The organism is Pseudomonas sp. 15A4, assembly GCF_016925575.1.
Taxonomy (GTDB): domain Bacteria; phylum Pseudomonadota; class Gammaproteobacteria; order Pseudomonadales; family Pseudomonadaceae; genus Aquipseudomonas.
The window spans coordinates 462,626-486,624 of record NZ_CP068986.1 but is presented as its reverse complement, the minus strand read 5'-3'; the positions used below and the strand labels follow the sequence as shown (position 1 = coordinate 486,624).

General features: G+C 60.6%; 13 protein-coding genes and 1 pseudogene. 8 read left to right on the top strand and 6 right to left on the bottom strand.

Annotated features, from left to right (window positions below):
• Positions 1-31: 31 nt before the first annotated feature.
• Positions 32-1,774 carry a potassium/proton antiporter gene (locus JN403_RS02090; protein ID WP_122625568.1) on the bottom strand — a complete coding sequence of 581 codons (1,743 nt, stop codon included), beginning with the start codon at positions 1,772-1,774 and terminating at the stop codon, positions 32-34.
• Between the two features lie 265 nt (positions 1,775-2,039).
• Here JN403_RS02090 and JN403_RS02085 point away from each other — a divergent pair, with 265 nt between their 5' ends.
• From JN403_RS02085 to JN403_RS02075, 3 genes are read left to right on the top strand one after another with little or no spacing between them, the layout of a single operon-like run.
• Positions 2,040-4,709: a DUF6543 domain-containing protein gene (locus JN403_RS02085; protein ID WP_240356783.1), complete on the top strand. Its 2,670-nt coding sequence runs from the start codon at positions 2,040-2,042 to the stop codon at positions 4,707-4,709.
• 14 nt (positions 4,710-4,723) lie between these two features.
• Positions 4,724-7,576, top strand: a complete 2,853-nt coding sequence (locus tag JN403_RS02080; protein WP_205484965.1) for a DUF6543 domain-containing protein — start codon at positions 4,724-4,726, stop codon at positions 7,574-7,576.
• 8 nt (positions 7,577-7,584) lie between these two features.
• Complete coding sequence (locus JN403_RS02075) at positions 7,585-8,106, top strand: hypothetical protein (protein ID WP_205484963.1); 522 nt, start codon at positions 7,585-7,587, stop codon at positions 8,104-8,106.
• Between the two features lie 55 nt (positions 8,107-8,161).
• Here the strand turns inward: JN403_RS02075 and JN403_RS02070 are convergent, their stop codons facing one another.
• Positions 8,162-9,964, bottom strand: coding sequence for an acyl-CoA dehydrogenase (locus JN403_RS02070; RefSeq protein ID WP_205484961.1), 1,803 nt, complete (start codon positions 9,962-9,964; stop codon positions 8,162-8,164).
• Between the two features lie 129 nt (positions 9,965-10,093).
• Positions 10,094-14,047 (bottom strand): trifunctional transcriptional regulator/proline dehydrogenase/L-glutamate gamma-semialdehyde dehydrogenase, encoded by a 3,954-nt coding sequence (putA, locus tag JN403_RS02065; RefSeq protein ID WP_205484959.1) that lies wholly within the window; start codon positions 14,045-14,047, stop codon positions 10,094-10,096.
• 431 nt (positions 14,048-14,478) lie between these two features.
• Here putA and putP point away from each other — a divergent pair, with 431 nt between their 5' ends.
• The gene (gene putP / locus JN403_RS02060; protein WP_205484953.1) at positions 14,479-15,963 is read left to right on the top strand and encodes a sodium/proline symporter PutP; all 1,485 of its coding nucleotides are present in this window, start codon (positions 14,479-14,481) and stop codon (positions 15,961-15,963) included.
• A 61-nt stretch (positions 15,964-16,024) separates the two neighbouring features.
• Here putP and JN403_RS02055 read toward each other — a convergent pair.
• Positions 16,025-16,689 (bottom strand): annotated as a pseudogene (locus JN403_RS02055) (polysaccharide lyase family 7 protein).
• A 316-nt stretch (positions 16,690-17,005) separates the two neighbouring features.
• Here JN403_RS02055 and JN403_RS02050 point away from each other — a divergent pair.
• Genes JN403_RS02050 through JN403_RS02040 form a run of 3 tightly spaced genes read left to right on the top strand, consistent with a single transcriptional unit; the run spans position 17,006 to position 20,033 of the window.
• Positions 17,006-19,147, top strand: coding sequence for an EAL domain-containing protein (locus JN403_RS02050; protein ID WP_205484952.1), 2,142 nt, complete (start codon positions 17,006-17,008; stop codon positions 19,145-19,147).
• Positions 19,148-19,186: 39 nt separating this feature from the next.
• Complete coding sequence (locus tag JN403_RS02045; RefSeq protein WP_122625575.1) at positions 19,187-19,705, top strand: M48 family metallopeptidase; 519 nt, start codon at positions 19,187-19,189, stop codon at positions 19,703-19,705.
• 31 nt (positions 19,706-19,736) lie between these two features.
• Positions 19,737-20,033 carry a winged helix-turn-helix domain-containing protein gene (locus JN403_RS02040; protein WP_122533882.1) on the top strand — a complete coding sequence of 99 codons (297 nt, stop codon included), beginning with the start codon at positions 19,737-19,739 and terminating at the stop codon, positions 20,031-20,033.
• 80 nt (positions 20,034-20,113) lie between these two features.
• On the opposite strand, the gene JN403_RS02035 is transcribed toward JN403_RS02040, so the two are convergent.
• Positions 20,114-20,572 (bottom strand): GNAT family N-acetyltransferase, encoded by a 459-nt coding sequence (locus JN403_RS02035; RefSeq protein ID WP_122534360.1) that lies wholly within the window; start codon positions 20,570-20,572, stop codon positions 20,114-20,116.
• Between the two features lie 205 nt (positions 20,573-20,777).
• Between JN403_RS02035 and JN403_RS02030 the strand changes: the two genes are divergently transcribed.
• A complete protein-coding gene (locus tag JN403_RS02030; protein ID WP_122533881.1) occupies positions 20,778-21,515 on the top strand; it encodes a transporter substrate-binding domain-containing protein in 738 nt (245 codons plus the stop codon).
• Here the strand turns inward: JN403_RS02030 and yccS are convergent.
• Positions 21,496-23,703 carry a YccS family putative transporter gene (gene yccS / locus JN403_RS02025; protein ID WP_205484951.1) on the bottom strand — a complete coding sequence of 736 codons (2,208 nt, stop codon included), beginning with the start codon at positions 23,701-23,703 and terminating at the stop codon, positions 21,496-21,498. The two genes, JN403_RS02030 and yccS, sit on opposite strands and share 20 nt — an antisense overlap.
• Positions 23,704-23,999: the final 296 nt, after the last annotated feature.

The window sequence follows — 23,999 nt, the reverse complement described above, 5'->3', positions numbered from 1 at the left end:
ACCGGGTCGAGCGAACAGAATGGGGGGCAGTTTAAAGGAACAGCGCGGGCCCCGGGCTGCTTCCTTCGGGGAATCTGACGCCCACTTTGAGGATCTTGTTCCCGTCCATAACTGCGACGGTCCAAATAGTTCCGTTCCATTCGACCTGGTCGCCTACGATCGGCGCACCGCGATTCTTCTGAATGATGAACTGACTCAGCGGCATACCCGGATCCAGCCCATCGAGTTTCAAACCGTAAAGTGCCGCGACAGCCCCCAGCTCAGCGTCTCCCTCAAGAACGAAGTCACCGAAGAAGCGCAGATCCAGACCGCGTTGCGGCGCCTGACTGAACAGCTTGCCGAGGGCGGGAAGGTCGTGTTCGTGGCCGATGACGCAGAGCAGATCGCCCACTTCCAGCACCGTACTACCCGACGGATGGAGCAGTTGTTGACCCCTGAACAAGGCGGCAATACGTGTGCCCTCTGGCATTTTCAGCTCGCGCAGTGCGGCACCGATGCACCACTTTTCGGCGCCAAGGCGATACACGAACAGCTCCCACTCGCTGGTGACATGCACTTCCAGCGCGGCGCGGGAAATCGGCGCCGGATCAGGCGGTACCGTCACTTTCAGCCATTTCGCCACCCACGGCAGGCTCGTGCCCTGAACCAGCAGCGACACCAGCACGATGAAGAACGCGAGATTGAAATACAGCTGCGCATGGGGCAGGCCGGCCATCAGCGGGAACACCGCCAGAATGATCGGTACCGCGCCGCGCAAACCGACCCAAGCGATAAAGGCTTTTTCGCGGCGGTGGAACACCCGGAAAGGCAGCAGGCCGGCCAGCACCGACAGAGGGCGTGCGACCAGAATCATCCACAGCGCCAGGCCCAGGGCCGGCAGCGCAATCGGCAACAGGTCATGGGGCGTGACCAGCAGGCCGAGCACCAGGAACATGCCGATCTGCGCCAGCCACGCCATGCCGTCAAGCATGTGCAGGATGCCGTGGCGGCTGCGAATAGGCTTGTTGCCCAGTACCAGACCGCACAGATAAACCGCCAGAAAGCCGCTGCCGTGAATGGCGTTGGTCAGTGCGAAGACGACAAGACCGCCAGCGACCACCAGAATCGGGTACAGGCCGTTGGCCAAGTTAATCCGGTTAACCAGCTGCAGCATGATCCAGCCGCCGCCCAGCCCGATGATCCCGCCAATGCCGAACTCCTGAACCAGATGGCCCAGCAGGCTCCAGTGCAGGCCGGTCTGTCCGCTGGACAGCATGTCGATCAGCGTGACCGTGAGGAACACCGCCATGGGATCGTTGCTGCCGGATTCAATTTCGAGACTGGCGGTCACCCGCTCGTTCAGGCCTTTGCCGCCCAGCAGCGAGAATACGGCGGCGGCGTCTGTGGAACCGACGATGGCGCCGATCAGCAGGCCCTGAATAATGTTCAGGTCAAACAACCAGGCGGCGACCATGCCGGTCAGCCCCGTGGTGATCAGCACCCCGACCGTCGCCAGCGACAAGGCGGGCCAGAGTGCGACCCGGAAACTCGCCACCCGCGTGCGCAGGCCGCCGTCGAGAAGAATGACCGCCAGCGCGAGATTACCGACCAGATAGGCCGTCGGGTAGTTATCGAAGATGATGCCGCCGCCATCGACGCCGGCGACCATGCCCACGGCAAGGATGATCACCAGAATCGGAATGCCGAGGCGGGAGGACAGCGAGCTGACCAGGATACTTGCACCCACCAGCAACGCGCCGATCAGGAACAGGCTGTTGATGGTCGTGGCATCCAAGGGCGGTACTCCAGAAAACGAATTCAAACAGACGAGGGCGCGAACTGACCATGCAGTCCGCGTGCCAAGGGATTTAACCTGTTGAATTGCTTGGCTGTCAAAGCGTAATTCCAGATGGGCAGGCTAATGGCCGTGCCAACGGGCCTGTTACTCACAGGCCGCTGATGACATCCGTTCCCGGATGACAGCAGCAATACATATTTATGCCAGCCAGTGCTGCGAACTCTGATCACTTCTGAATTCTATTTCAGGAGAAGTGATCACCATGAACGCACAAGCCCACCTATCACCCGAATCGGACGAACGTCAGCTCAAAAAAATGGCGAGCCGTTACGTCACCGATTACCCCGATCTCAATGCGCTGGCGAGGTCCGCCGCCCAGAGCATCATTTTCAGGCACACGGGTAAACACCTGGACCCCGATCATGTGTATTGGCATCGGTTCTCCAGCGCCAGCAGCAGTTCTCGGTCCTTTACCGGATGGCAGCACGCGGGCGCTACGGTGACGTCCATGACAATGACCGAACTCGTGATTCGTCGTTTCAATGCAAGCGAGCAGCAAGCCCCCGACGAGCTCGCGGTGTATGGCGGTTTCTACACCGACGGCCCGCAGCATGGCTTTTATGACGAGCGCAATGAAGTGCGCATGCTTCCGGCAGAGGTGCTCAACGATTTCTGGACCCTAGATTTCAGTGCCGGCTACCGGCGCCAGATGGACAGGTTCTGGGCGCAGCACAGCGACAACTTCTGCGTGCTGGCCAAAGTTCGATACCTGGCCTCTGCTGGAGAAGCCCTGAGCGGAAACCAGCTGTCGGCAACGGATTTCGGGATGCTGCGCAGCGTGCTGGCGACCGGACCGAGACCTGTAACGCTTGCCCAACTGCGCGGACCAATGCCTGCGACGTCGCCCGTGTCAGTGTTTCATCTGGAATTGGGCGGCTTCAAGGCTCGGGACATTCTGCGTATCGTCGATGAGGGCGGGCGTCAGATCCTTTATGTCTGCGGTGCGCAAGCGCCGTTCTACTGCTTCGATACCCACCACCAACTGTACGAATGGTTGAAGGCGCAGTTCCTTTCCATCAGGACTCGGGCGGCCTTCTGCGCCCGTTTTCTGCATTCGGCCAGTGACTGGGAGGCGCACCGCGCGGCATTCCAGCGCGATGTGGCTCAGCTGCTGAGCAATGATCACGACGATGGGGCCAATCGCCTCGTCAATCGCGGAACAGAGCCGATTTCGGGTGATCCGTTCGTCTATCTGCGAGATATCGCCCGTCATGACATGACCGCTGACGCCACTACCTTGCTGACCGATAACAGCGATCTTCGCAAGCAGATCTGGCTCGGCTATCTGAATGCCTTTCTGTCGGTATTCGGCAATCTGGCGCCGCTGGGTTGGCCGCTGGCATTGGCTGTGGTGGGCGCGAGCCTGATCAGCACGGGATTGAATATCGATCAGGCGGTCAACGGTAAAAGCGCCGAACAACGCAGGCGGGGTATTCTGGGTGCCATCGCCAGCGCTATTTATCTGTTCGTGAACCTGCCCCTGCTGTCGCGCATGGGGGCTGATGTCAGGGAGCCCATGACGGCCCGAACCTCGGAGGGGCTGAGCGCAGGTGCCGATGCAATGCCGACCCCTGTGGCCACCGATCCTTTGTCGGGCATGAGCAACAACGTTGTCCTTGAATCGCTGACGCCGGTCTCGGAGCAAGGGCGCTACCAGGGGACATATGGGCTGAGCAATGGCGAGACATGGGCGGTCGTCGAAGGGCAGCCGCGTCGTTTGACCTTCGATGAAGGCCTGGGCAGCTGGGTCATGGTCGATCCGCAGAACCCGTTTGCGTTCAATGGTAGATGCCCGGTCCGATTCAATGGGCAAGACCGGTGGGAACGGCTTCCGATCCCGGGCCTTGCTGGCGGTGCACCCATGGAGGCCGGCGCTCTGACGATCACGCCGCCGCCCGTGGCGCCCGTTGCCAGTGTGCAATCGGCATTCTGGGATCGCTTCATGCAACTCAACCTTTTCGATGAGCACCTTTATTCCGAGGCGGCGCTGGCCCGGCAAAAGGCAGTGGTCGAGGTGTTCTGCATGGAGCCGCAAGAAGTGGTCGCCACCGACTCCGAAGGTGAAGACGTACATTTTGATCAGTGGGGCGCCAAACATCGCGTGTTCAAGACCGCAGACGGCGAATACGTCGGCTCTTCCATCAGGCACTACACCCACGAAGACGAGGCGTATAACCAGTTTTTGCGAACCGGCGTGGCGATGTATTCCGATCAAGTCGCGCTGGTGCAAAAGCTCGTCGAGGACGTCAGCACGCTGGGGTACAACAATGACGTCGCGCTCTATCGCGGCGGCAGTGGGGCGCGTGGTACCTCGGGCGCCTTCTTCCGTACCGGTGACGTGACCGTAGGCGATGTGCTGGTCAACACCGACATCACCTCGTTCAGTGAAAACCCCTATCAGGCTCGCACTTTCGCCAGCACTCAGGCAGGCGCACATGCCAGTGCCACGAATGCGCCGATCCGCTTTGACGACACCAGCGTGGTGTTCGTGTTGCCGGAAAAACAGTACTTGAGCGGAGCACCCATCGCGCCGTTTTCCGCGAGTCCGGACGAGGCCGAGGTTATTTTTTTACCCGGTCACTATTTTCAGATCGACAGCATCGAGCAAGTGGTCGGGACCTTCTACCGGTTCATGAAAGTACAACTGCGCGAAGTGAGCGGGCCGGTCTCGGGTCGGAAATTGCTCGAGATGCGCACCGCCGAGCCTTTCACTCGCCAGGGTTATGCGGCGCGACTGGGAGGCGCCGGGCGGGTGCTGGTCGATCGTTTTTCCCTTCTCAACAACCATGAACTGCCTGCTCATTTTGTAAACAATAATTATCTATTGCCATCCCGCGTGCCTGTTGGTGAACGCTACGGCTTCACTCACTGACAGGATGTCGGGTTATGAAAGACAGAAAGGATACGACCGCTCTGGAGCGCAGAGCTGACGAGCTTCGGCGCAGGCGCGACATTTCGCGAGTCTCGGGCTGGCATGGCCAGAGAGGCGAGGACTGGGATAACGATGGATGGACAAAGCCGTGGGAACTGCGGGATGAAAGCGGATGGCTGATTGAGCCGGCGCCCGAGAACGAAGTCGACGCTGACGCCACGCTGCTGAGCGACTGGCTCGGTCAGCAGCACGTGCGCTATGAATCGCCGCGAGAATACGCGCGCGCTCAGGCACAGGGCTTCCTGTTCCAGCATTTGCTGGAAGACACCGATCCGGACGAATTGCTGATCACCACGTTGTACATCAACGGCCAGGACGCTGCGCCCCAAAGGGCCAATATCGCGTATTCCATGACGCTGACTGACGCGCTCATGTGCAATTGGCAGCAGAGCGGTAACGGGCAATTCCTCGATCACCTTTCGGCGCTGCGCCATTACCGTAAGGGCGGCTATCCGGTGCAGATTTCCTCCGCGCCGTTGGAGTTGTGGGATTGCTTCGCTTATGAAGCTATCTACCGCAAAACCAGCCCCCAGCGTTTCGACGCATCCACTCAGGTGGAGCTGGACCCTGTGGCGTTCAAGGCTTATGTCTGGGACGCGGATCTGCAGGCGCACTATCAGGCCACACTCACGCGTTTCTGGACCGAGCACGGGGCTGACTACAATCTCTTGATCAAGGCTGCCTTGCTGAAGTCTGCGTATGTGCAGCAGGCCGAAGGGTCATTGAGCAATGAAGACAGGTCGCTGGTGTTGCGCGGCCTCGGCCTCGATCCTGCTCAGGCCTGGGAAGCGTTGACGTTCAAGCACTTTGCCGATGCGCCGCTTGCGCACGACGTTACGATCCGTGAACTGGTTCTGTACCGGTATGTCGCCACTGAAATCATCGTACTGCGAGATGAGCGGACGGATCGGCTTGTGATGTACATCCCCGGCAATTCCTCGCCCCTGCACGGATTTGCAGACCTCCCGGCGCTTGCCGACTGGATCGCGCTGCAATGCAAAGATGCGCGTCGGCGAAAAGCACTGCAGCGCCACTTCAGGCTTGAGGACGACCCGGACGGGCTGTTTTACAGCGGCATTCAGAAAACCCTCGCGGGCCTGGCGGCCTACCCGCACTTCCTTGACCAAGCCACCGGTTACTGGAACCCCTCCAGCGAGGTGCACCTTGGTGCAGCGCTTTCTCCCTGGCCGTTTTCGCACTTCAAACACAATTTGCAGACGCGTCTTGAGGCAGATGGCCGCCAATTGATTCGCAACCGTGCCGAGCACAATAAGGAGGTGGCAGCGCAAGCCCTGAGCAATGCCATTGCCGCCACGGGCGCAGTCGCGATGGTGGAGCCTTACTTGTGGGTGCCTTTGGCGGCGATGTCGCTGGCGTTGATGGGGCTGGGGGCAGATGAGGTCATTGAGGGCCGGACACTTGAGGAGAAGAAAAACGGCACGGGCCGCATTGTCTTCGGCGTTTTGAATGCGGTACCGGCGCTTGCCGAGGGGGCTGGGACAGCAAGCCGTTTGCTGGGCGCAGCTGCGCGTATCGGGGATCAGGCAATACCGGGAGCCGCGGATGAGCTGGCAAGCGTGGTCGGAGCCCGCACCGAGGCCGAGCGGACTGTGGCGCTCGCCGGGCAGCAACAGGCCCATGCCCAGCGGATTCAGGACGTTCTTGAGCACGCCAGCCAGTCGCCTGAGGAAAGGGATGCGCGCCTGATCGTGGAAGAGCGCCAGAGGCTAGCCATCAAAAGCCAGCATGCCGCACGCTACGACAGCGCGATTGCCTTTGGGGTTGAGCCGCAAGGGCTGCGAGCACTGAGCCCGGAACTTCGCACGTCGCTCGCCCGGTTCGAATACAACGCGCCACTGGATCCGTCGGGCATCTGGACGACCGATGAACGTGGAGCGGTTTATAAGGTGAGCAACCCGGGAACCGGTAAACCCCGTTATTACGCTCGCGTGCATTCAAAGCTCTATCCCGTAGAGCCCGTACAGGCAGCCGGCCAGTACCGCATTTACGCGCCTGACGATGCGCGGCTCAAGGGGCCATACGTCAAGCGGGTTAAAGGTTTTTACTCCGACATTGACCTGAGCCCCGGTCTGCGTGGCGGCGACAGCTTCATCGAAGAGTTGCCCGAGGTCGTATTGCCCGTCGAGAAGGATGAAATCTTGCTGACGCGCGCCCAGCCACCCGTCACGGTGGAGATCCCCATGGACGGCATCGAAACGAGGTGGGTAGAGGACGAGGGAGGAAAACAGAGCCCCCGGTACTTTGCCAACACCGCTCCTGGAGGGACGAAGGTCATTTACAACGCTGAGGTGGCCTGCTGGGAGTCAGGCAACGACACTTTTCTCTGGCTGGACAACAAGGGCCGCTGGCGTACAGGGACCGAGAAAGCCTATCTCAAGGTAAGGGACAGCTTGAGGCTGGACGTGCGTAACGTGTTTTACACGTTTCGGCGCTTGCCGGGCTTGCCTGCCAATCCGCAGCCCATTGAGCAAATCGTTCATCAGGTGTGGCTGGGTCGGCGTCTGCCGGGCGAAAAGATCATTGAAACGATCAAATCCAATATGCGCATGAGCCCCGAGCTCAGGTTCACGCTGCATGTTGATATCGACGACACGGCAGCCGTGGAAGGCCTGTCCCCCCACGCGCAACTGCACAATGCGTTCGCCGACTTTCCCAACATGACCATTTCCAGGCTGCAGGATGAGCCTTTCTTCGAGGGGTTTATGGGCGATCCGCACACATCCACAGCGTTTTCCTGCTTTCGCCGGGGGAGTTTGAAAACTTCGCAGCGGCCTCGGATGTCTTGAGGTACCGCTTGATCAGGGAGTACGGCGGTATCTACGTGGACTGCGACGACGTCATCGGTCGCTCTTTCTCGGGCGCCGAGCTGCTGGCGGGGCCGCATGACGTGCTGGTGGGCAGCACACTGGAAAGCCCGACGCTGTCGTTCAAAGGCCCCGGTAACAGTCATTTCGCGAGCCGGCCCGGCAATCCAGTGTTCAGGCAAATGGAACAGGAAATTCATACCCGCTTCGCCACACAGCAGGCCAACCTGGAAGCGCTGGCGTCGGCACGGCATCAATCCAGCGCGGCGATGGCTGCCTACATGACGCAGATCTCGGAAGTCACCGGTCCCACGCTGTTTCTGGATGTGCTCAAGGAAACCCGCCCCGACTATGCAGACATTCTCGACGACGGATTCGAGATTGATACCAATGTGTACTCGTCCGAATACTACGAACGCCTGAATCAGGTGAAGGCGTTTTATCGCCCGTTCGCTTCACGGTTCAGGATTTTCCCGGGCACCGAAAACTCCTGGAAGGCACCGGGGGCGTGACCCGAACGTGATCGCAGGTGGGTGGTTTACGGTTTCGGCCCGGCATGCGGCGAGCTTAAAACCATTCGCCCTGCATCGACAGGCACGCATCATCCCGGCGCTCGAGAATCGCCAGTTCATGATGGCAACCCGGTACTTCCCATGTCAGGAAGTACCGGGCGGCCTGCAACTTGCCCTTGTAGAAGTCGGCATCGGCTTCGTTGTTCTTCTCCAACCCCTCTTGGGCGCGGATCGCTTGCTCCAGCCAGCGCCAGCCAATCACCGCATGCCCGAACGCCTTCATATACAACGCGGAGTTTGCCAATGTCGCATTGACCTTGCCCTGGCTCAGATCGGTTAGCAGGCCGAGGGTCACCGCTTGCAGGCGGGCGACCAGTTGCTCCAATGGTTGTCGCAATGCCGTCAGCAGTTCATGGGCCTGGGCCCGCTCGCAGGTGTCAGCGATCAGGCGAATCAGTTGCTTGAGTCCGGCGCCACCGTTCTGCGCCAGCTTTCGGCCCAGCAGGTCCAGCGACTGAATGCCGTGGGTGCCTTCATGAATCGGGTTCAGGCGGTTGTCGCGGTAGTACTGCTCCACCGGGTAATCGCGCGTATAGCCATGGCCGCCGAGAATCTGGATCGCCAGTTCATTGGCCTTCAGGCAAAACTCCGAGGGCCAGGACTTGACGATGGGCGTCAGCAGGTCAAGCAGCTCGTGGGCGTGTTTACGTACGTCCTCGCTCTCGCCCGTCTGCGTGTCGTCGAACAGCCGAGCGGCGTACAGGCCGAGGTCGAACGAGCCCTCGACGTAGGCTTTTTGCGTCAGCAGCATGCGTTTGACGTCGGCGTGCTGAATGATGGACACCGGCGCGCCGTCCGGGGATTTGCTGTCGGGAAGTCGACCTTGCGGGCGTTCACGGGCGTATTCCAGTGAGTACAGGTAACCGGCATAACCCAGCATCACCGCGCCCATGCCGACGCCGATGCGTGCCTCGTTCATCATCTGAAACATACAGCTCAGGCCCTGATGCGGCTTCCCCACGAGATAGCCGACGCAGTTGCCGTTATCCCCGAAGTTCAGTGCCGTGGACGTAGTGCCGCGCCAGCCCATCTTGTGAAACAGGCCAGCGAGGATGACGTCGTTGCGCTCGCCGAGGCTGCCGTCCTGGTTAACCAGAAACTTCGGGACGATGAACAGGGAAATGCCTTTCACGCCCGCCGGCGCGTCGGGCAGTTTGGCGAGGACCAGATGAACGATGTTTTCAGAGAGCGGGTGATCGCCGCCTGAGATAAAGATTTTGTTGCCGCGCAGACGGTAGCTGCCGTCTGCGGCGGGTTCGGCGCGGGTGCGGATGTCCGATAGCGACGAGCCGGCGTGGGGCTCGGTCAACGCCATGGTGCCGAAGAAGCGGCCCTCGATCATTGGCTGCAGAAAGCGCTGCTTTTGCTCGTGGGTGCCGAAGTTTTCAATGAGATTGGCCGCGCCCATGGTCAGGAACGGGTACGAAGCCGTCGCGGCATTGGCGGACTGGAAATGGGCAAAGCAAGCCTGAGACAGCAACGTCGGCAGCTGCATGCCGCCGGCCTCGAAATCCCGGGCGGCGTTGAGAAACCCGGCTTCCAGAAAGGCGTCCACGGCCGGTTTAACTTCCGGAATCAGCACCGCTGCGCCGTTCTCGTAGCGAGGTTCGTTCTCGTCGTTTTTGCGGTTGTGGGGCGCGAAGTATTTCTCCGCGATGTTGCGCGCCGTGCTGATCGCTGCATCGAAGGTTTCCCGGCTGTGCTCGGCGAAACGTTCGCGTTGGGTCAGCGCCTCGGCGTCCAGCACCTCATACAGCTCGAAAGCCAGGTTGCGGGAACTGAGCAGCGTCTCGGACATGGCGGCGTACCTTTCTTGAGAATGCCGTCGAGTCTAGGTGGGCGGGGAGGGGGTGAACAGGATGATTGATGCGGGTGATGGGGCGATCAAACGGGGGAACGCAGGTCGGATGACCTGCGCCCCCTGCGACTATCCGATTGTCATGAGGCTCGCGTTACCGCCCGCCGCTGCGGTATTCACGCTCAGCGCACGCTCTATCACCAGGCGTTCCAGCGCGATGTTGGTTTCGCCTTTGGACAGACCGTGAACGCCGATGATAGCGCCGCTGCGTTGAGCGACCTGTTCGCAGATGGCGCGCAGCTGATCGGAATCACCGTGGTGCAATACCGCGTCGATGGCAACCTCGTCCTTGTTCCAGTCGGCGATCAGCTTGATGCGCGACTGAACGTCCTTCGGCAAGCGGTTACGCAGTGACTTGCCCGGCTCACCGTCCGGCACGATTGCTGTACTGCCTACCGCCATCACGGCGGCCAGTTGCGCCAACAGATCCGTCTCGTCCTCGGCCAGGCACAACACGTGTTCACGCGGCAGGATGCTGTAGCTGTTGCGCTCCCCGGTTGGGCCCATGAGCGTGCGGGTCACCCCGCTTTGGGATTGCTCGGCGAACTGACTGCATAGCGCTTCCAGTTCGCTGAGTTGTTGGCTGCCTGCCCAGGCCCTGAGCGCATTCAGTGGCTTGAGCATCGCCTCTTGCATCCGGGTGTCCGGCGCCTGTTGCGCATCGCGGGCGGCAAAGGACTTCTGCACGGCATCGGCGGGACGCGTCGACAACAAACGGTACAGGTACAGCGGGCCACCGGCTTTCGGGCCGGTGCCCGACAAGCCTTCGCCACCGAACGGCTGGACACCCACCACGGCGCCAACGATGTTGCGGTTCACGTACATGTTGCCGGCGTTGACGTTGTCGATCACCTTGGCGATGGTCTCGTCGATGCGCGTGTGCACGCCCAGTGTCAGGCCGTACCCGGACGCGTTGATCTGCGCGATCAGTTGATCCAGTTCACGGCGCTTGTAGCGCACGACGTGCAGTACCGGGCCGAAGATCTCCCGTTGCAGCTCGTCGAAGCTGTCCAGCTCGATCAGGGTCGGCATCACGTAGGTGCCGCGTTTGATCTCGTCGCTGTCGGCAATGGCGACCTGATACACGTTGCGGCCTTTGTCGCGCATCGCCTGAATGTGTTTCTCGATACCGGCCTTGGCTTCTTGATCGATCACCGGGCCGATGTCCACCGACAGGCGTTCCGGGTTACCGAGGCGGCTTTCGGCCATTGCACCTTTAAGCATCTCTATGACGCGATCAGCGGAATCTTCCTGCAAGCACAGCACACGCAGCGCGGAGCAGCGTTGACCGGCGCTGTCGAACGCCGAGGACACCACGTCGATGACCACTTGTTCGGTGAGCGCCGAGGAGTCGACGATCATCGCGTTCTGGCCACCGGTTTCGGCAATCAGCGGGATCGGCCGGCCCTGGGCATCGAGACGGCCGGCGACGTTACGTTGCAGCAAGCGGGCGACTTCAGTGGAGCCGGTGAACATGACGCCTTTGACGCGATCATCGCCGACCAATCGTGCGCCGACGGTTTCACCGCGGCCCGGCAGCAGTTGCACCACGCCTTCGGGAATACCGGCTTCGAGCAGAATGCGGACGGCCTGCGCGGCAATCAGCGGGGTCTGTTCGGCGGGTTTAGCGAGCACCGGGTTGCCGGCCGCCAAGGCTGCGGCGACCTGACCGCTGAAAATCGCCAGCGGGAAGTTCCACGGGCTGATGCACACCACAGGGCCCAACGGACGGTGAGCGTCGTTGCTGAAATCGTTGCGCGCCTGCACCGCGTAATAGCGCAGGAAATCCACAGCCTCGCGCACTTCGGCAATGGCATTGGCGAACGTCTTGCCGGCTTCGCGGGCGAGCAAGCCCATCAACGGTTGTATTTCGGCTTCCATCAGGTCCGCGGCGCGCTCAAGGATTGCGGCACGTTCGGCCGGCGGCGTCGCTTGCCAGATCGGTCCGGCGCTGAGGGCGCTGAGCAGGGCGTTATCAACGTCTTCCAGGGTTGCTTCCTGGACGTGGCCGACCACATCACGCAGATCGGACGGATTCAAGACCGGCGTTTCAGTGCCAGCGCTGACCGGGCTGCCCAGCATCGGCCCGGCTTTCCAGTCGTTATGCGCGGTGGCGAGCAGGGCCGAAGACAGCGATGCCAGACGGTGTTCGTTGGCCAGATCGATGCCGGCGGAGTTGGCGCGCTCGCTGCCGTACAGGTCGCGCGGCAATGGAATGCGCGGATGCGGCAGGCCGAAACCGCCTTCCTGGGTCGCCATGCGCTCGATGCTGGACACTGGATCGGCGACCAGTTCCTGTATCGAAATCGATTGATCGGCAATACGGTTGACGAAGGAGGTATTGGCGCCGTTTTCCAGCAGTCGACGCACCAGATACGCCAGCAGCGTTTCATGGGTGCCGACCGGGGCGTACACGCGGCACGGTCGATTCAGCTTGCCGTCGGCGACTTTGCCTACGACCTGTTCATACAAAGGCTCGCCCATGCCGTGCAGGCACTGAAATTCGTACTGACCTGGGTAATAGTTCTGACCGGCGATGTGGTAAATGGCCGACAAGGTGTGGGCGTTATGGGTCGCGAACTGCGGGTAGATGACTTCCGGTACCGACAGCAGTTTGCGGGCGCAAGCGACGTAGGAGACGTCGGTGTACACCTTGCGCGTGTAGACCGGGTAGCCTTCCAGGCCCTCGACCTGAGCGCGCTTGATTTCGCTGTCCCAATACGCGCCCTTGACCAGACGGATCATCAGGCGATGGCGACTGCGGCGGGCCAGGTCGATCACGTAGTCGATCACGTACGGGCAGCGCTTCTGATACGCCTGAATGACAAAACCGATGCCGTTCCAGCCGGTCAGTTGCGGCTCGAAGCACAGGCGTTCGAGCAAATCCAGGGACAGCTCCAGGCGGTCGGCTTCTTCTGCGTCGATGTTCAGACCGATGTCGTATTGCTTGGCCAGTAAGGTTAGCGACAGCAAACGCGGGTACAACTCGTCCATCACGCGCTCGTATTGCGCCCGGCTGTAACGCGGGTGCAGGGCGGACAACTTGATGGAAATGCCCGGGCCTTCGTAGATGCCACGGCCGTGGGAAGCTTTGCCAATCGAGTGGATGGCCTGCTCGTAGGACGCCAGGTATTTCTGCGCGTCATGCTCGGTCAATGCCGCTTCACCGAGCATGTCGTAGGAATAACGGAAACCTTTCGCCTCGAACCTGCTGGCGTTGGCCAAGGCTTCGGCGATGGTTTCACCGGTGACGAACTGCTCGCCCATCAGGCGCATGGCCATGTCCACGCCTTTGCGGATCATTGGCTCGCCGGACTTGCCGATGATGCGGCTCAGCGAGGAGGTCAGGCCGGCCTCGTTGTGAGTGCTGACCAGCTTGCCGGTCAGCAGCAGGCCCCACGTGGCGGCGTTAACGAACAGCGACGGGCTGTTGCCCAGATGCGGGTGCCAGTTGCCAGTGCTGATCTTGTCGCGGATCAAGGCGTCGCGGGTGCCTTTGTCGGGGATGCGCAGCAGGGCTTCGGCCAGGCACATCAGCGCCACGCCTTCCTGGGATGACAGCGAGAATTCCTGGAGCAGGCCCTGGACGATACCGGCGCGGCCGCCGGCGCTCTTCTGGTTGCGCAGTTTTTCGGCAATCGACGCCGCGAGCTTATGGGTTGCATCGGCCATCGGGGACGGCAGGCGCGCCTGCTCGATGAGCATGGGCACCACTTCAGGCTCGGGACGGCGGTAGGCGGAGGTGATCGCGGCGCGCAAGACCGATTGGGGAAGGATGCTTTCGGCGAATTCAAGGAACGCCTGATGGCCATTGTCGGCGGGCAGGTCACCCTGGTCATCGGCGTCTTTGCCACCCTGACCACTGAGTTCATTCAGGGTCGCACCGCCCTCAAGCTTCTCCAGATAATTGAAGATCGCCTGTTTGATCAGCCAGTGGGGCGTCCGGTCGATGGACTGCGCAGCTGTTTTCAAACGCTCGCGGGTGGGATCGTCGAGTTTGACGCCGAGGGTGGTGGTGGCCATTTCTTATCCTCATGACAGCCACGGTCATGTGGCTAAGCTGCGGCAAGATTAGCTGCGGGATCGAAAGGGTGCAACCGGGTGCAACCGCTTTTTTCAAAGTGTTTCCTAAGTGCCCTTTATTGAGTCGTAGTGGATTCTGCTTGCCCGATTCGGGTGCCTGCCCGGCCGAGCCTCTAACCGGTGTTTACCCTGCAAATACGGGGCGTATGGCACTTTGATCTAAATTGTAAAAAAGCCTCGGAATGACCCTTTTCAGGTTGCACCTGCGCCGGAGTGTCCTCTAGGATGCGCCGCTTTGGTGCATTCAAGCGGTGTGCAGCGGCAAGTCTTTTGCCAGCCCGCGACATACGCGAGCGTTTGAACGCGAACCTGATGCCTCAGGGGAACTTCGCATTGCTCGCGCCTATAAAAACAACGCCGGAATCTAACCGATGAGCGTCAGCAACCCTACCTTGATCACCTTCGTGATCTACATCGCCGCGATGGTCCTCATAGGACTCATGGCCTACCGTTCCACCAACAATCTCTCGGACTACATCCTTGGCGGGCGCAGCCTCGGCAGTGTGGTCACGGCGCTTTCGGCCGGTGCATCGGACATGAGCGGCTGGCTGCTTATGGGCTTGCCGGGCGCGATCTACATGTCAGGTCTATCGGAAAGCTGGATCGCCATTGGGCTGATCATCGGCGCCTACCTGAACTGGCTGTTCGTTGCCGGCCGCCTGCGGGTACAGACCGAGCACAACGGCGATGCGCTTACCCTTCCGGATTACTTCTCCAGCCGCTTTGAAGACCACAGCGGTTTGCTGCGGGTGATTTCGGCCATCGTGATTCTGGTGTTCTTCACGATCTACTGCGCATCCGGCATCGTCGCCGGCGCGCGGCTGTTCGAGAGCACCTTCGGCATGTCCTACGAAACCGCCTTGTGGGCAGGCGCTGCGGCGACGATTGCCTACACCTTCATCGGCGGCTTCCTGGCAGTCAGCTGGACAGACACCGTGCAAGCCACCCTGATGATCTTCGCGCTGATCCTCACGCCGATCATCGTGCTATTGGCGACGGGCGGCATCGACACCACGTTCATGGCGATCGAAGCGCAGGACCCAAGCAACTTCGACATGCTCAAGAACACCACTTTCATCGGCGTCGTTTCGCTGATGGGTTGGGGCCTGGGCTACTTTGGTCAGCCGCACATCCTGGCGCGCTTCATGGCCGCTGACTCGGTCAGGTCAATCGCCAAGGCGCGTCGCATTTCCATGACCTGGATGATTCTCTGCCTGGGCGGCACTGTCGCCGTGGGCTTCTTCGGCATCGCCTACTTTTCGGCGCACCCGGAGGTGGCGGGCCCAGTGACTGAAAACCACGAGCGCGTCTTCATCGAACTGGCCAAGATCCTGTTCAATCCATGGATCGCCGGCGTGCTGCTGTCAGCCATTCTTGCGGCGGTCATGAGCACGCTGAGCTGTCAGTTGCTGGTGTGTTCGAGTGCGCTGACCGAAGACTTCTACAAGGCCTTTCTGCGCAAAAGCGCGTCCCAGACAGAGTTGGTGTGGGTCGGCCGGGCCATGGTGCTGTTAGTGGCGCTGATTGCGATCGCCCTGGCCGCGAATCCTGAAAACCGCGTGCTGGGTCTGGTCAGCTATGCGTGGGCCGGATTTGGCGCAGCGTTCGGGCCGGTGGTGCTGATCTCGGTGATCTGGAAAGGCATGACCCGCAACGGCGCATTGGCAGGGATTCTGGTGGGTGCGATTACAGTCGTGGTGTGGAAGCATTTCGAACTGCTGGGCCTGTACGAAATCATCCCCGGATTCATCTTTGCCAGTGTCGCCATCGTGGTCTTCAGCGCTGTGGGCAAAGGCCCGACGCCGGGCATGCTGACGCGCTTCGCAGCTGCAGAAAAAGAGTACAGGGCGGCATAACGGCTGCCTGCTCAAGAGCCCGGGCGAGGTAAGCGCTCGGGCCCTTGCGATCGCGTCCGCCTTAGTTGTGGTCGGCGTCCAGATTGAAGAACATGGTCTTGCCGCCTTCGCTGGTATAGCCAGTGTGGTCCTGGGTGTAGACCCCGGCCTTGAAGTAAAGCTGCTGTTTGGTCCAGGTGGCGCTGATCCGGTCGTTCCAGCCCATGCCATGGGCGGTCACACTGAGCAGCCCGGCCTTATTCAGGTGGATGACGTAGTTAAACGTCTCATTCAGGCTGACGTTTTCCGCAACCGTGATCACACGCGCTTTTTTATCGCTAGGGCGATAGCGGACCTTGGCGACGATGTTGCCCATGTGCGTCGCTTCCAGGTACTGATATTCGAGCTTCAGGAGCGGCTGAGTGCTGTCGTAAACGTGGATCTGCCCGATGACGACCCTGCCAGAGGATGGCACCTGCAGGACTTTAAGCTTTGCGTTCAGGTAATTGTCGGCGTCCTGGTAGTACCAGTTGTGCAGTGTGCCGTTGGACCAGGTCTCACGTAATTCGCTGCGCGGATAGATCGCATTGGCGGTCTTGGTGCCGGTGACCGGTGCCCAGAACGTGACGTTCGATGAGCCGGACTTGAAATACTTGCTGTCGTAACCTTTTAGCAATTGCTGCGTTTCGATCGTGGCGGGGGCGAGCCCACTGGAATGCTCAGATTCCACGTTCCCAAATCAATCATGTCTAGTCGTCCGGTATGTCTCATTGCCAGCAAAGTCGCGGGCGCAAGGGGTTAAGGGGCGCTTTTTATACGGTTCACCGCTGCGTTTGTTAATGCGATTCCGTCGAACGGTTGACGTCAAAGTGCCGCTACTTTTGCTCCAGCGCAGGGTGGGGCTGACGTCAAGGGGCGTTACCGTTAGTCGGTTGGATGGCACTTTTTAGAGGGCGCTACTTATACCTGCCTTCTCTTTTCCCCAATCGAAGCTAGAGTAATGGCCAATCAGTCCATCGGCGGGGCCGTCCCCCGGGCAGTAAAGTGAATGATGAGTAGCAGCATGGAATGCGTGCAGTCCCCGCCATTAAGTGGCAAATCCGTTTTGTTGGTTGTTGATGATTACCCCGAAAACCTGGTGACCATGTGCGCTGTCCTGCAGCGACAGGACCGGGAAATCATCACCGCCGCCTCGGGCATGGAAGCGTTGAGTATTTTGCTGGACCGAGATGTCGATCTGGTGCTGCTTGATGTGCAGATGCCGGACATGGATGGCTTTGAAGTCGCCCGCCTGATGCGTGGCAGTCTGCGAACGCGATTGACGCCGATCATATTCCTCACCGCCAACGAACAATCTCGCGACTCTGTCCACAAGGGCTATGCCAGCGGCGCAGTCGATTACCTGTTCAAGCCCTTCGACCCGAATATTCTCAGGCCCAAGGTTCAGGCGCTGCTGGAGCAGCAGCACAATCGGCGTGCTCTGCAAAAGCTGAGCCGCGAACTGGAGTCGGCGCGGGCGTTCAACGCCTCGGTGCTGGCAAACGTGGCCGAAGGCATTCTTGTCGTCACCGAAGATGGCGTCATCAGCTTCGCCAATCCGGCGATCTGCCGCTTGCTGGGCATGACCGACGGCGAGCTGCGCGGCACCGGGTTGTGCACCTACCTGCACGAACCCAGTGTCGGCGAGTGGGCCGATTCCGGTTTTTATCACCACTATCGCCGTGCCGACACCTACCGCGTTCACGACGCCGTGCTGCGAACGCCCGAGGGCCGACAAGTGCCGGTCGCGTTGTCCTGCGCGCCGCTGCCTGCCGAACAGCGCGCCATGGTGCTTAGCGTGCTCGACATGTCGGTGGTGCGTGACCTCTATCGTCAGTTGGAACATCAGGCGGTAACCGACTCCCTCACCGGTCTGCTCAACCGCCGCGGCTTCTATCAGACGGTCGAAGGCATGCTGCTGCGCAACGAACACGCGGGCAAGTATCTGGTGGTGTTGTACCTGGACCTCGACGGCTTCAAGGATGTGAATGACTCCCTGGGCCACGACGCCGGCGATCAGGTGTTGCAGTGGGTCGGTGCGCAACTGAAAGACTGCCTGCGCCCTTACGATGTGCTCGCGCGCATGGGTGGCGATGAGTTCGTAGTGGTCATCGACGGGCTGGACTTCCCCGAACACGCCGCGAAGGTCGCCGAAAAGCTGATCGAGAGGGTGTCTGCCCGGCGCATGATTGACGGGGTCGAAGCCACGTTGGGGGCGAGTATCGGCATCGCGGTTTACCCGGACTGCGGCACCAATCTGGATGGCCTGCTGCGCGCGGCAGACATCGCGATGTACGAAGCCAAGCGGGCAGGGCGTCAGCAGTACCGTTTCTTCGATCAGTACATGAATGGCCGCGCACGCTCCCGTCTGATGCTCGAAGAGAGCGTGCGTACGGCCATCGATGGCAAAGACTTTTCCATGGTCTACCAGCCGCAGGTCAACGTGGTCACCGGCAAGACGCGGGGTTTCGAAGCGCTGCTGCGGTGGCATCATCCGGACGCGGGCGATGTGCCGTCAGGGGTGTTTATTCCGCTGCTGGAAGAAACGCGCCTGATCAACAAACTCGGCAGCTGGATTTTCGAACAGGGTGCGGCCCAGCGCCAGCGCTGGAGCGACGTATTCCCGGACGATCTGGTGATGAGCGTCAGCGTGAGCCCTGCGCAATTCAGCCTGCCGAATCTGGCGGCCGAGCTGCAGCGCGCCATGCAGCTGCATGGCCTGAAACCCCGGCAACTGGAAGTCGAGATCACCGAGCCTTCGCTGGTTCACAACCTGGTGCACAGCCGCAAGCAGCTGCAGGATTTGCATAACATTGGCGTGCGCGTGTCGCTGGACGATTTCGGTGCAGGCGACAGCTCCCTTGCCCACCTGCGCAATCTTGATCTGGACACCCTGAAACTTGATCGGCACTTTATTGGCGGCATGCTGGGATCGTCCCGGGATCTGGCCGTCGCGCGCAGCATCATTGACCTGTGTCGCATGCTCGATATCGAGGTGATTGCCGAGGGCGTCGAGACCTACGAGCAATTTGAGTGGCTGGTCGACAACGGCTGTCAGATCATTCAGGGCTTCCTGATTGCCCATCCGATGCCGCCATTGGAGGCCGAGCGTTTTGTCGAGCCGGTCGATCTGCCGGTCGCGTTACAGCTGCTCGGGCAGGACTGACGCGGTAGACTCGCGTTTTTCCCGCGACCCGATCCGACCATGACTGTCACCACGCCCATGCCGCTCAAATACCTGCAGGCCTACCCCGAGGGTCTGCAGGATCAGGTTCGGCAGCTCATCTCGCAGGACCGGCTGACGGATTATCTGCAGCAGCGCTATCCGGATCGCCACGAAATCCAGAGCGACAAGGCGCTGTATGCCTACGCGCTGGCGCTCAAACAGGAATACCTGCGCAACGCGCCGAACATCGACAAAGTGCTGTTCGACAACCGCCTGGACCTGACCCATCGCGCACTGGGCCTGCACACTACGGTGTCGCGGGTGCAGGGCGGCAAGCTCAAATCCAAGAAGGAAATCCGCGTGGCGGCGTTGTTCAAGGACGCCGCGCCGCAGTTTCTGAAGATGATCGTGGTCCACGAACTGGCGCATTTCAAAGAGTCAGACCACAACAAGGCGTTCTATCAGTTGTGCGAGCACATGCAGCCCGGCTATCACCAGCTGGAATTCGACCTGCGCATCTACCTGACCTGGCGGGACATGCAGACGGCCGGGCGCTGATCAGGCGTTAACGCATTTCAAGGAAGTTTCGATGGAAGTCAGCAAGACCAAGAGCAGTTTCTATCGCCGCCTGTATGTGGCGTATCTGATCGACAGTGGCGTCGCCAGCAGCGTACCGGCCCTGACCGATGTCACCGGCATGCCCCGTCGCACCGCTCAGGACACCATCGCGGCGCTGGCCGATCTGGATATTGTCTGTGAGTTCGAACAGCTCGATGGCGCGCGCAATCATGCCGGCGGTTACCGGATCCGTGACTGGGGCGCGATTGACCGCCGCTGGATCGACGGCAATCTGCAAACCATCAAGACGGTGCTGGGGTATCCGTGACGTCGTGTCAGGGGCGTTGATTCAAGAGCTTCCCGGCTAAAGCCGGTCCTGCGAGGGACATCGGCGCCCCTGAGACGGAGTCAGTCCAGGTCCCGACGCATGCTGATGTGCGGAATGCCGTCCTCGACATACACCTCGCCCACCGGATTGAAGCCGTAACGGCTGTAATAGCCCTGCAAGTGCGCCTGGGCCGAGAGAAATATCGGCTGGTCCGGCCATTGGCGTTCCGCGTGCACCAGCGCCTGGACCATCAATTCATGGCCCATGCCCTTGTTGCGCATCGATGGTGCAGTCACCACCCGGCCAATGGTCACGTCACCGTTCTGCTGAATCGGGTCCAGCAGGCGCAGGTAGGCAACCAGCTGGTCATTTTGCCAGGCCATCAGATGGCAGGTGTCGCCCAGCAAATCCTGGCCATCGACGTCCAGATACCAGCATTTCTGCTCCACCACGAACACCTGCGCCCTCAGTTGCAGGATGGCGTAAAGCTGCTCTTTTCCAAGGTCGGTATGGTGTTTGCAAATCCAGTTGATAGACATGACGCCGGCCTGCGAGAAGAAGTGGATGCCGGATACTAAACGCATATCGGCGCAAGCCCAAATTCGCGGCGAGCAGGGCTCGGGACTGATTCAGTCGACGATGCGTCATTTTGTTGAACTGCGGCACAAACATCGCAGTGTCAGGAGTTGTGCAAAGCGCAAAATGAGTCTTCACTGAAGGCCAGTTGCCACAAGGAAGCTGAGCATGTCGCGTTTGCTGTGCGCCGCAGGGCTGTTGGGAATGATGCTGATAGCCCAGGGCGCGGTCGCGCAGACATTGCGTCTCGCCGGCGATGCCTGGGCGCCTTATGCCGACGTGTCATTGCTGCACGACGGGCTTTCCACTGACCTGATTCGCACGGCGCTGGGCCGCGCCGGTTATGACACTGAATACGAGCAGGTGCCCTGGGCCCGGGCAATTCACGGGTTGAGCGAAGGGCGGTATGACATCGTCATCAACGCCTGGTACAGCGAATACCGCACGCGCATCGGGGTTTTCTCCGCGCCGTATCTGATCAACCGCCTGCGCTTTCTGAAGCGCAAAGATGCCTCAGTCGACTACCAAACCCTGTCGCAATTGCACGGCTACTCCGTTGCAGTGGTGCGCGGCTATGCCTATTCGCCGGAATTCGACGCCGACGCCGAGCTGAAGAAAATCCCGGTGGCGAATTTTTCGACCGCTGCCAGGATGCTTGCTGCAGGCAGGGTCGATTTGACGGTGGAAGACGAGTACGCGGCGCGGTTTGCCCTCAACCGTGAGCCTGCAGACGTGCGGACCAACGTTGAATTCCTGCCCAAATCACTCAGCGAAAACAGTCTGCATATGCTGGTCAGCGTCAAGCGGGCGGATCATCAGCAGATCGTTCTGGATTTCGACAAGGCCATCGCTGACATGAAAGCCGACGGCACCTACGACAAGCTCATCAAGCTACACGGTCTGTGATCTCGGGCTCCTTGACCGGCTCTTTGATCAAGTGCGCTGCCAGCGTGCGCAATGGTCCAAGTTGACGGCAGATCAGCGCCAGTTGGGTTTGCACCAACCGTTGGCCTTCATCGATTTCTTCCGGCATCTGTTCCAGGCTGGTCGCCAGCGCTTCCTCGGCATCGCTTTGCACGGCCACCGGTTCACGCATCGCCAGGCTCCGGGCGATTTCGTCGATGCTGGCGGCAAGGCTGGCACCGGCGCCTTCGATCAGTTGCTCGCGCACTTCGGGCGGCAGCGGGGCGTCCCGGTGCGCGCCCAGGCCCGACAGGTAACTGAGCAGCGTGTGTGACAGCACCAGGAAGCGAAAACCCACGTCGGCCTCTTTGCGGAAATGTCCGGGCTCCATGAGCATGTTGGCCAGCGTGGTGGAAAGCGCCGCGTCAGCGTTATGGGCGTTGCGTCGGGCCAGTCTGTAGGCCAGATCGTCGCTCTTGCCGTTCGCGTATTGCTGCATGATCTGGCGCAGATAAATGCTGTTACACGACAGCGTGTTGGCCAGCACCTTGTTCAGTCGACGACCTTGCCAGTCCGGCAGGAACAGGAACACCGCCAGGCCGGCGATCAGGCTGCCCAGCAGCGTGTCCAGCAGGCGCGGCAGGAACACGCCGTAACCGTCGCCGACCTGATTGAAGCAGAACAGGATCATCACCGTAATCGCTGCGGTAGACAGCGTGTAGCGCGTGGTGCGGTTGACGAAGAACACCACGCCGGCCAGCACTGCGCACATCGATTGCAGCACCGGCGTGGTGATCAGGTCGAACAGAATCCAGCCCGCCGTCAGGCCAATGGCCGTGCCGATGATGCGCTGTCCGAGTTTGCGCCGGGTGGCGCCGTAGCTTGGCTGGCAGACGAACACCGTAGTGAGGATGATCCAGTACCCCTGGGACGGGTGAATCAAGTGAACCATGATGTAGCCGATGACCAGTGCCAATGGCAGGCGCAGGGCATGACGGAACAACAGCGAGGTCGGCGTCAGTTGCAGGCGCAGGCGCGTCCAGACGTCCTTGAGGTTGCGCGGCGAGCGGTCGAGCAGGCTGCTGTCGGTGGCGTCGGCCAAGGCGTCGGGATTGCTCGCATCACTGAGCAGCCGGTCGAGGGTGCCAAGGTTATTGGCCAGCGCTCGCAGCGAACGCAGCAGCCCGCGCCACGCCGGGTTGCTCTGGATGCGCAGGTGTTCGAGGGACGCGCGCAGATCGTTCAGCGCGTGGGCGAAGCTGTCGTCATAGATGAACGGCTGGCGCAGCTGGATCGACGCCGACAGGTCACGGCAGGCGCGACCTTGCTGGCGCAGCAGGCGCTGGCAGCGAAACAGCACATCGCTGTGGAAGAACGCCTCGGCCAGGGAGTTGTAGGGATAGTGCGATGAACTGGCGCGCTCGTGGATGTCCTGGGCCAGGAAGTACAGCTTCAGGTAACGACTGACCTTCGAGCCGGGACGACCGCTGCCGACGCGGTTGAGGATGATTTCCTTGGTGACGTTGAGCGCGCCGACGACCTTGCCGTTCTGCTTGGCAAGCTCCAGGCGCTTGGCTTCGATATCCAGAGTGCGGATCGGCTCGAACAGCTCTGACTTGAGCTTCAAGTACAGGCCCAGCTCGCGAAACAGTCGGGCCAGCGCCTGCTGCACCGGCTGATTGGAAAACAGCATCTGCCACAGCACCGACAGCAGGCCGTACCACGCCGCGCCGGCGACCAGCAGCATGGGTTCGTGCCAGAAATCGGTGACTTCGCCGCCGCGCTGATCGACCCCAATCATGGTGTAGACCGACAGAATCAGCGTTGCGTAGGCAATGGCGCCATAGCGCTCGCCCAGGGCGCCGAGCATCGTCAGGCAGAACGCCGCAAAGGCAAACGCGCAGATGAACACCACGGGGTAGGGGAAAAGCAACTCCACGGACAACGCCGCGATGCTGAAACACACCAGCGTCACGGCCAGCGCATTGAGGCGGCCTTGCCAGCTGTCATCGGTTTCCGACAGGGCGCTGGCGATAATCCCGAGGAACAGCGGGATCAACTGGGACATCTCGTTCTGGTACCAGCACAGCGCCATGCTGCCGGTCAGCGCGATGAAAACCCGCACGCTGTAGGAAAACTTGTCCAGCGCCCAGAGACGGCGGAATGTGTTGCGCAACGATGTCGATGCCATGAACGCTGACGGCCTTGTTCGCGATTGATTTTGCTGAGGGATATGTACAGCGCCGGATGCGCGCTGTACATCCGGCAGGCAAAATTTATTCCGGCAGCGGATGCCAATGCTCCAAAACGCACCCTAACCCTGACTGTAACCCTGTCATGTGCGACGCGCACTTGTAGGAGCCATCGGAGGTAACGACGGTCGCGAAGGCGGATGGTCAGGCACTGAATGTGTATCGCCTGGCCCGGCCTCTTCGCGACCGTCGTAAACTCCGATTGCTCCTACAAAGATCCCGTGCGTCTGCGCCG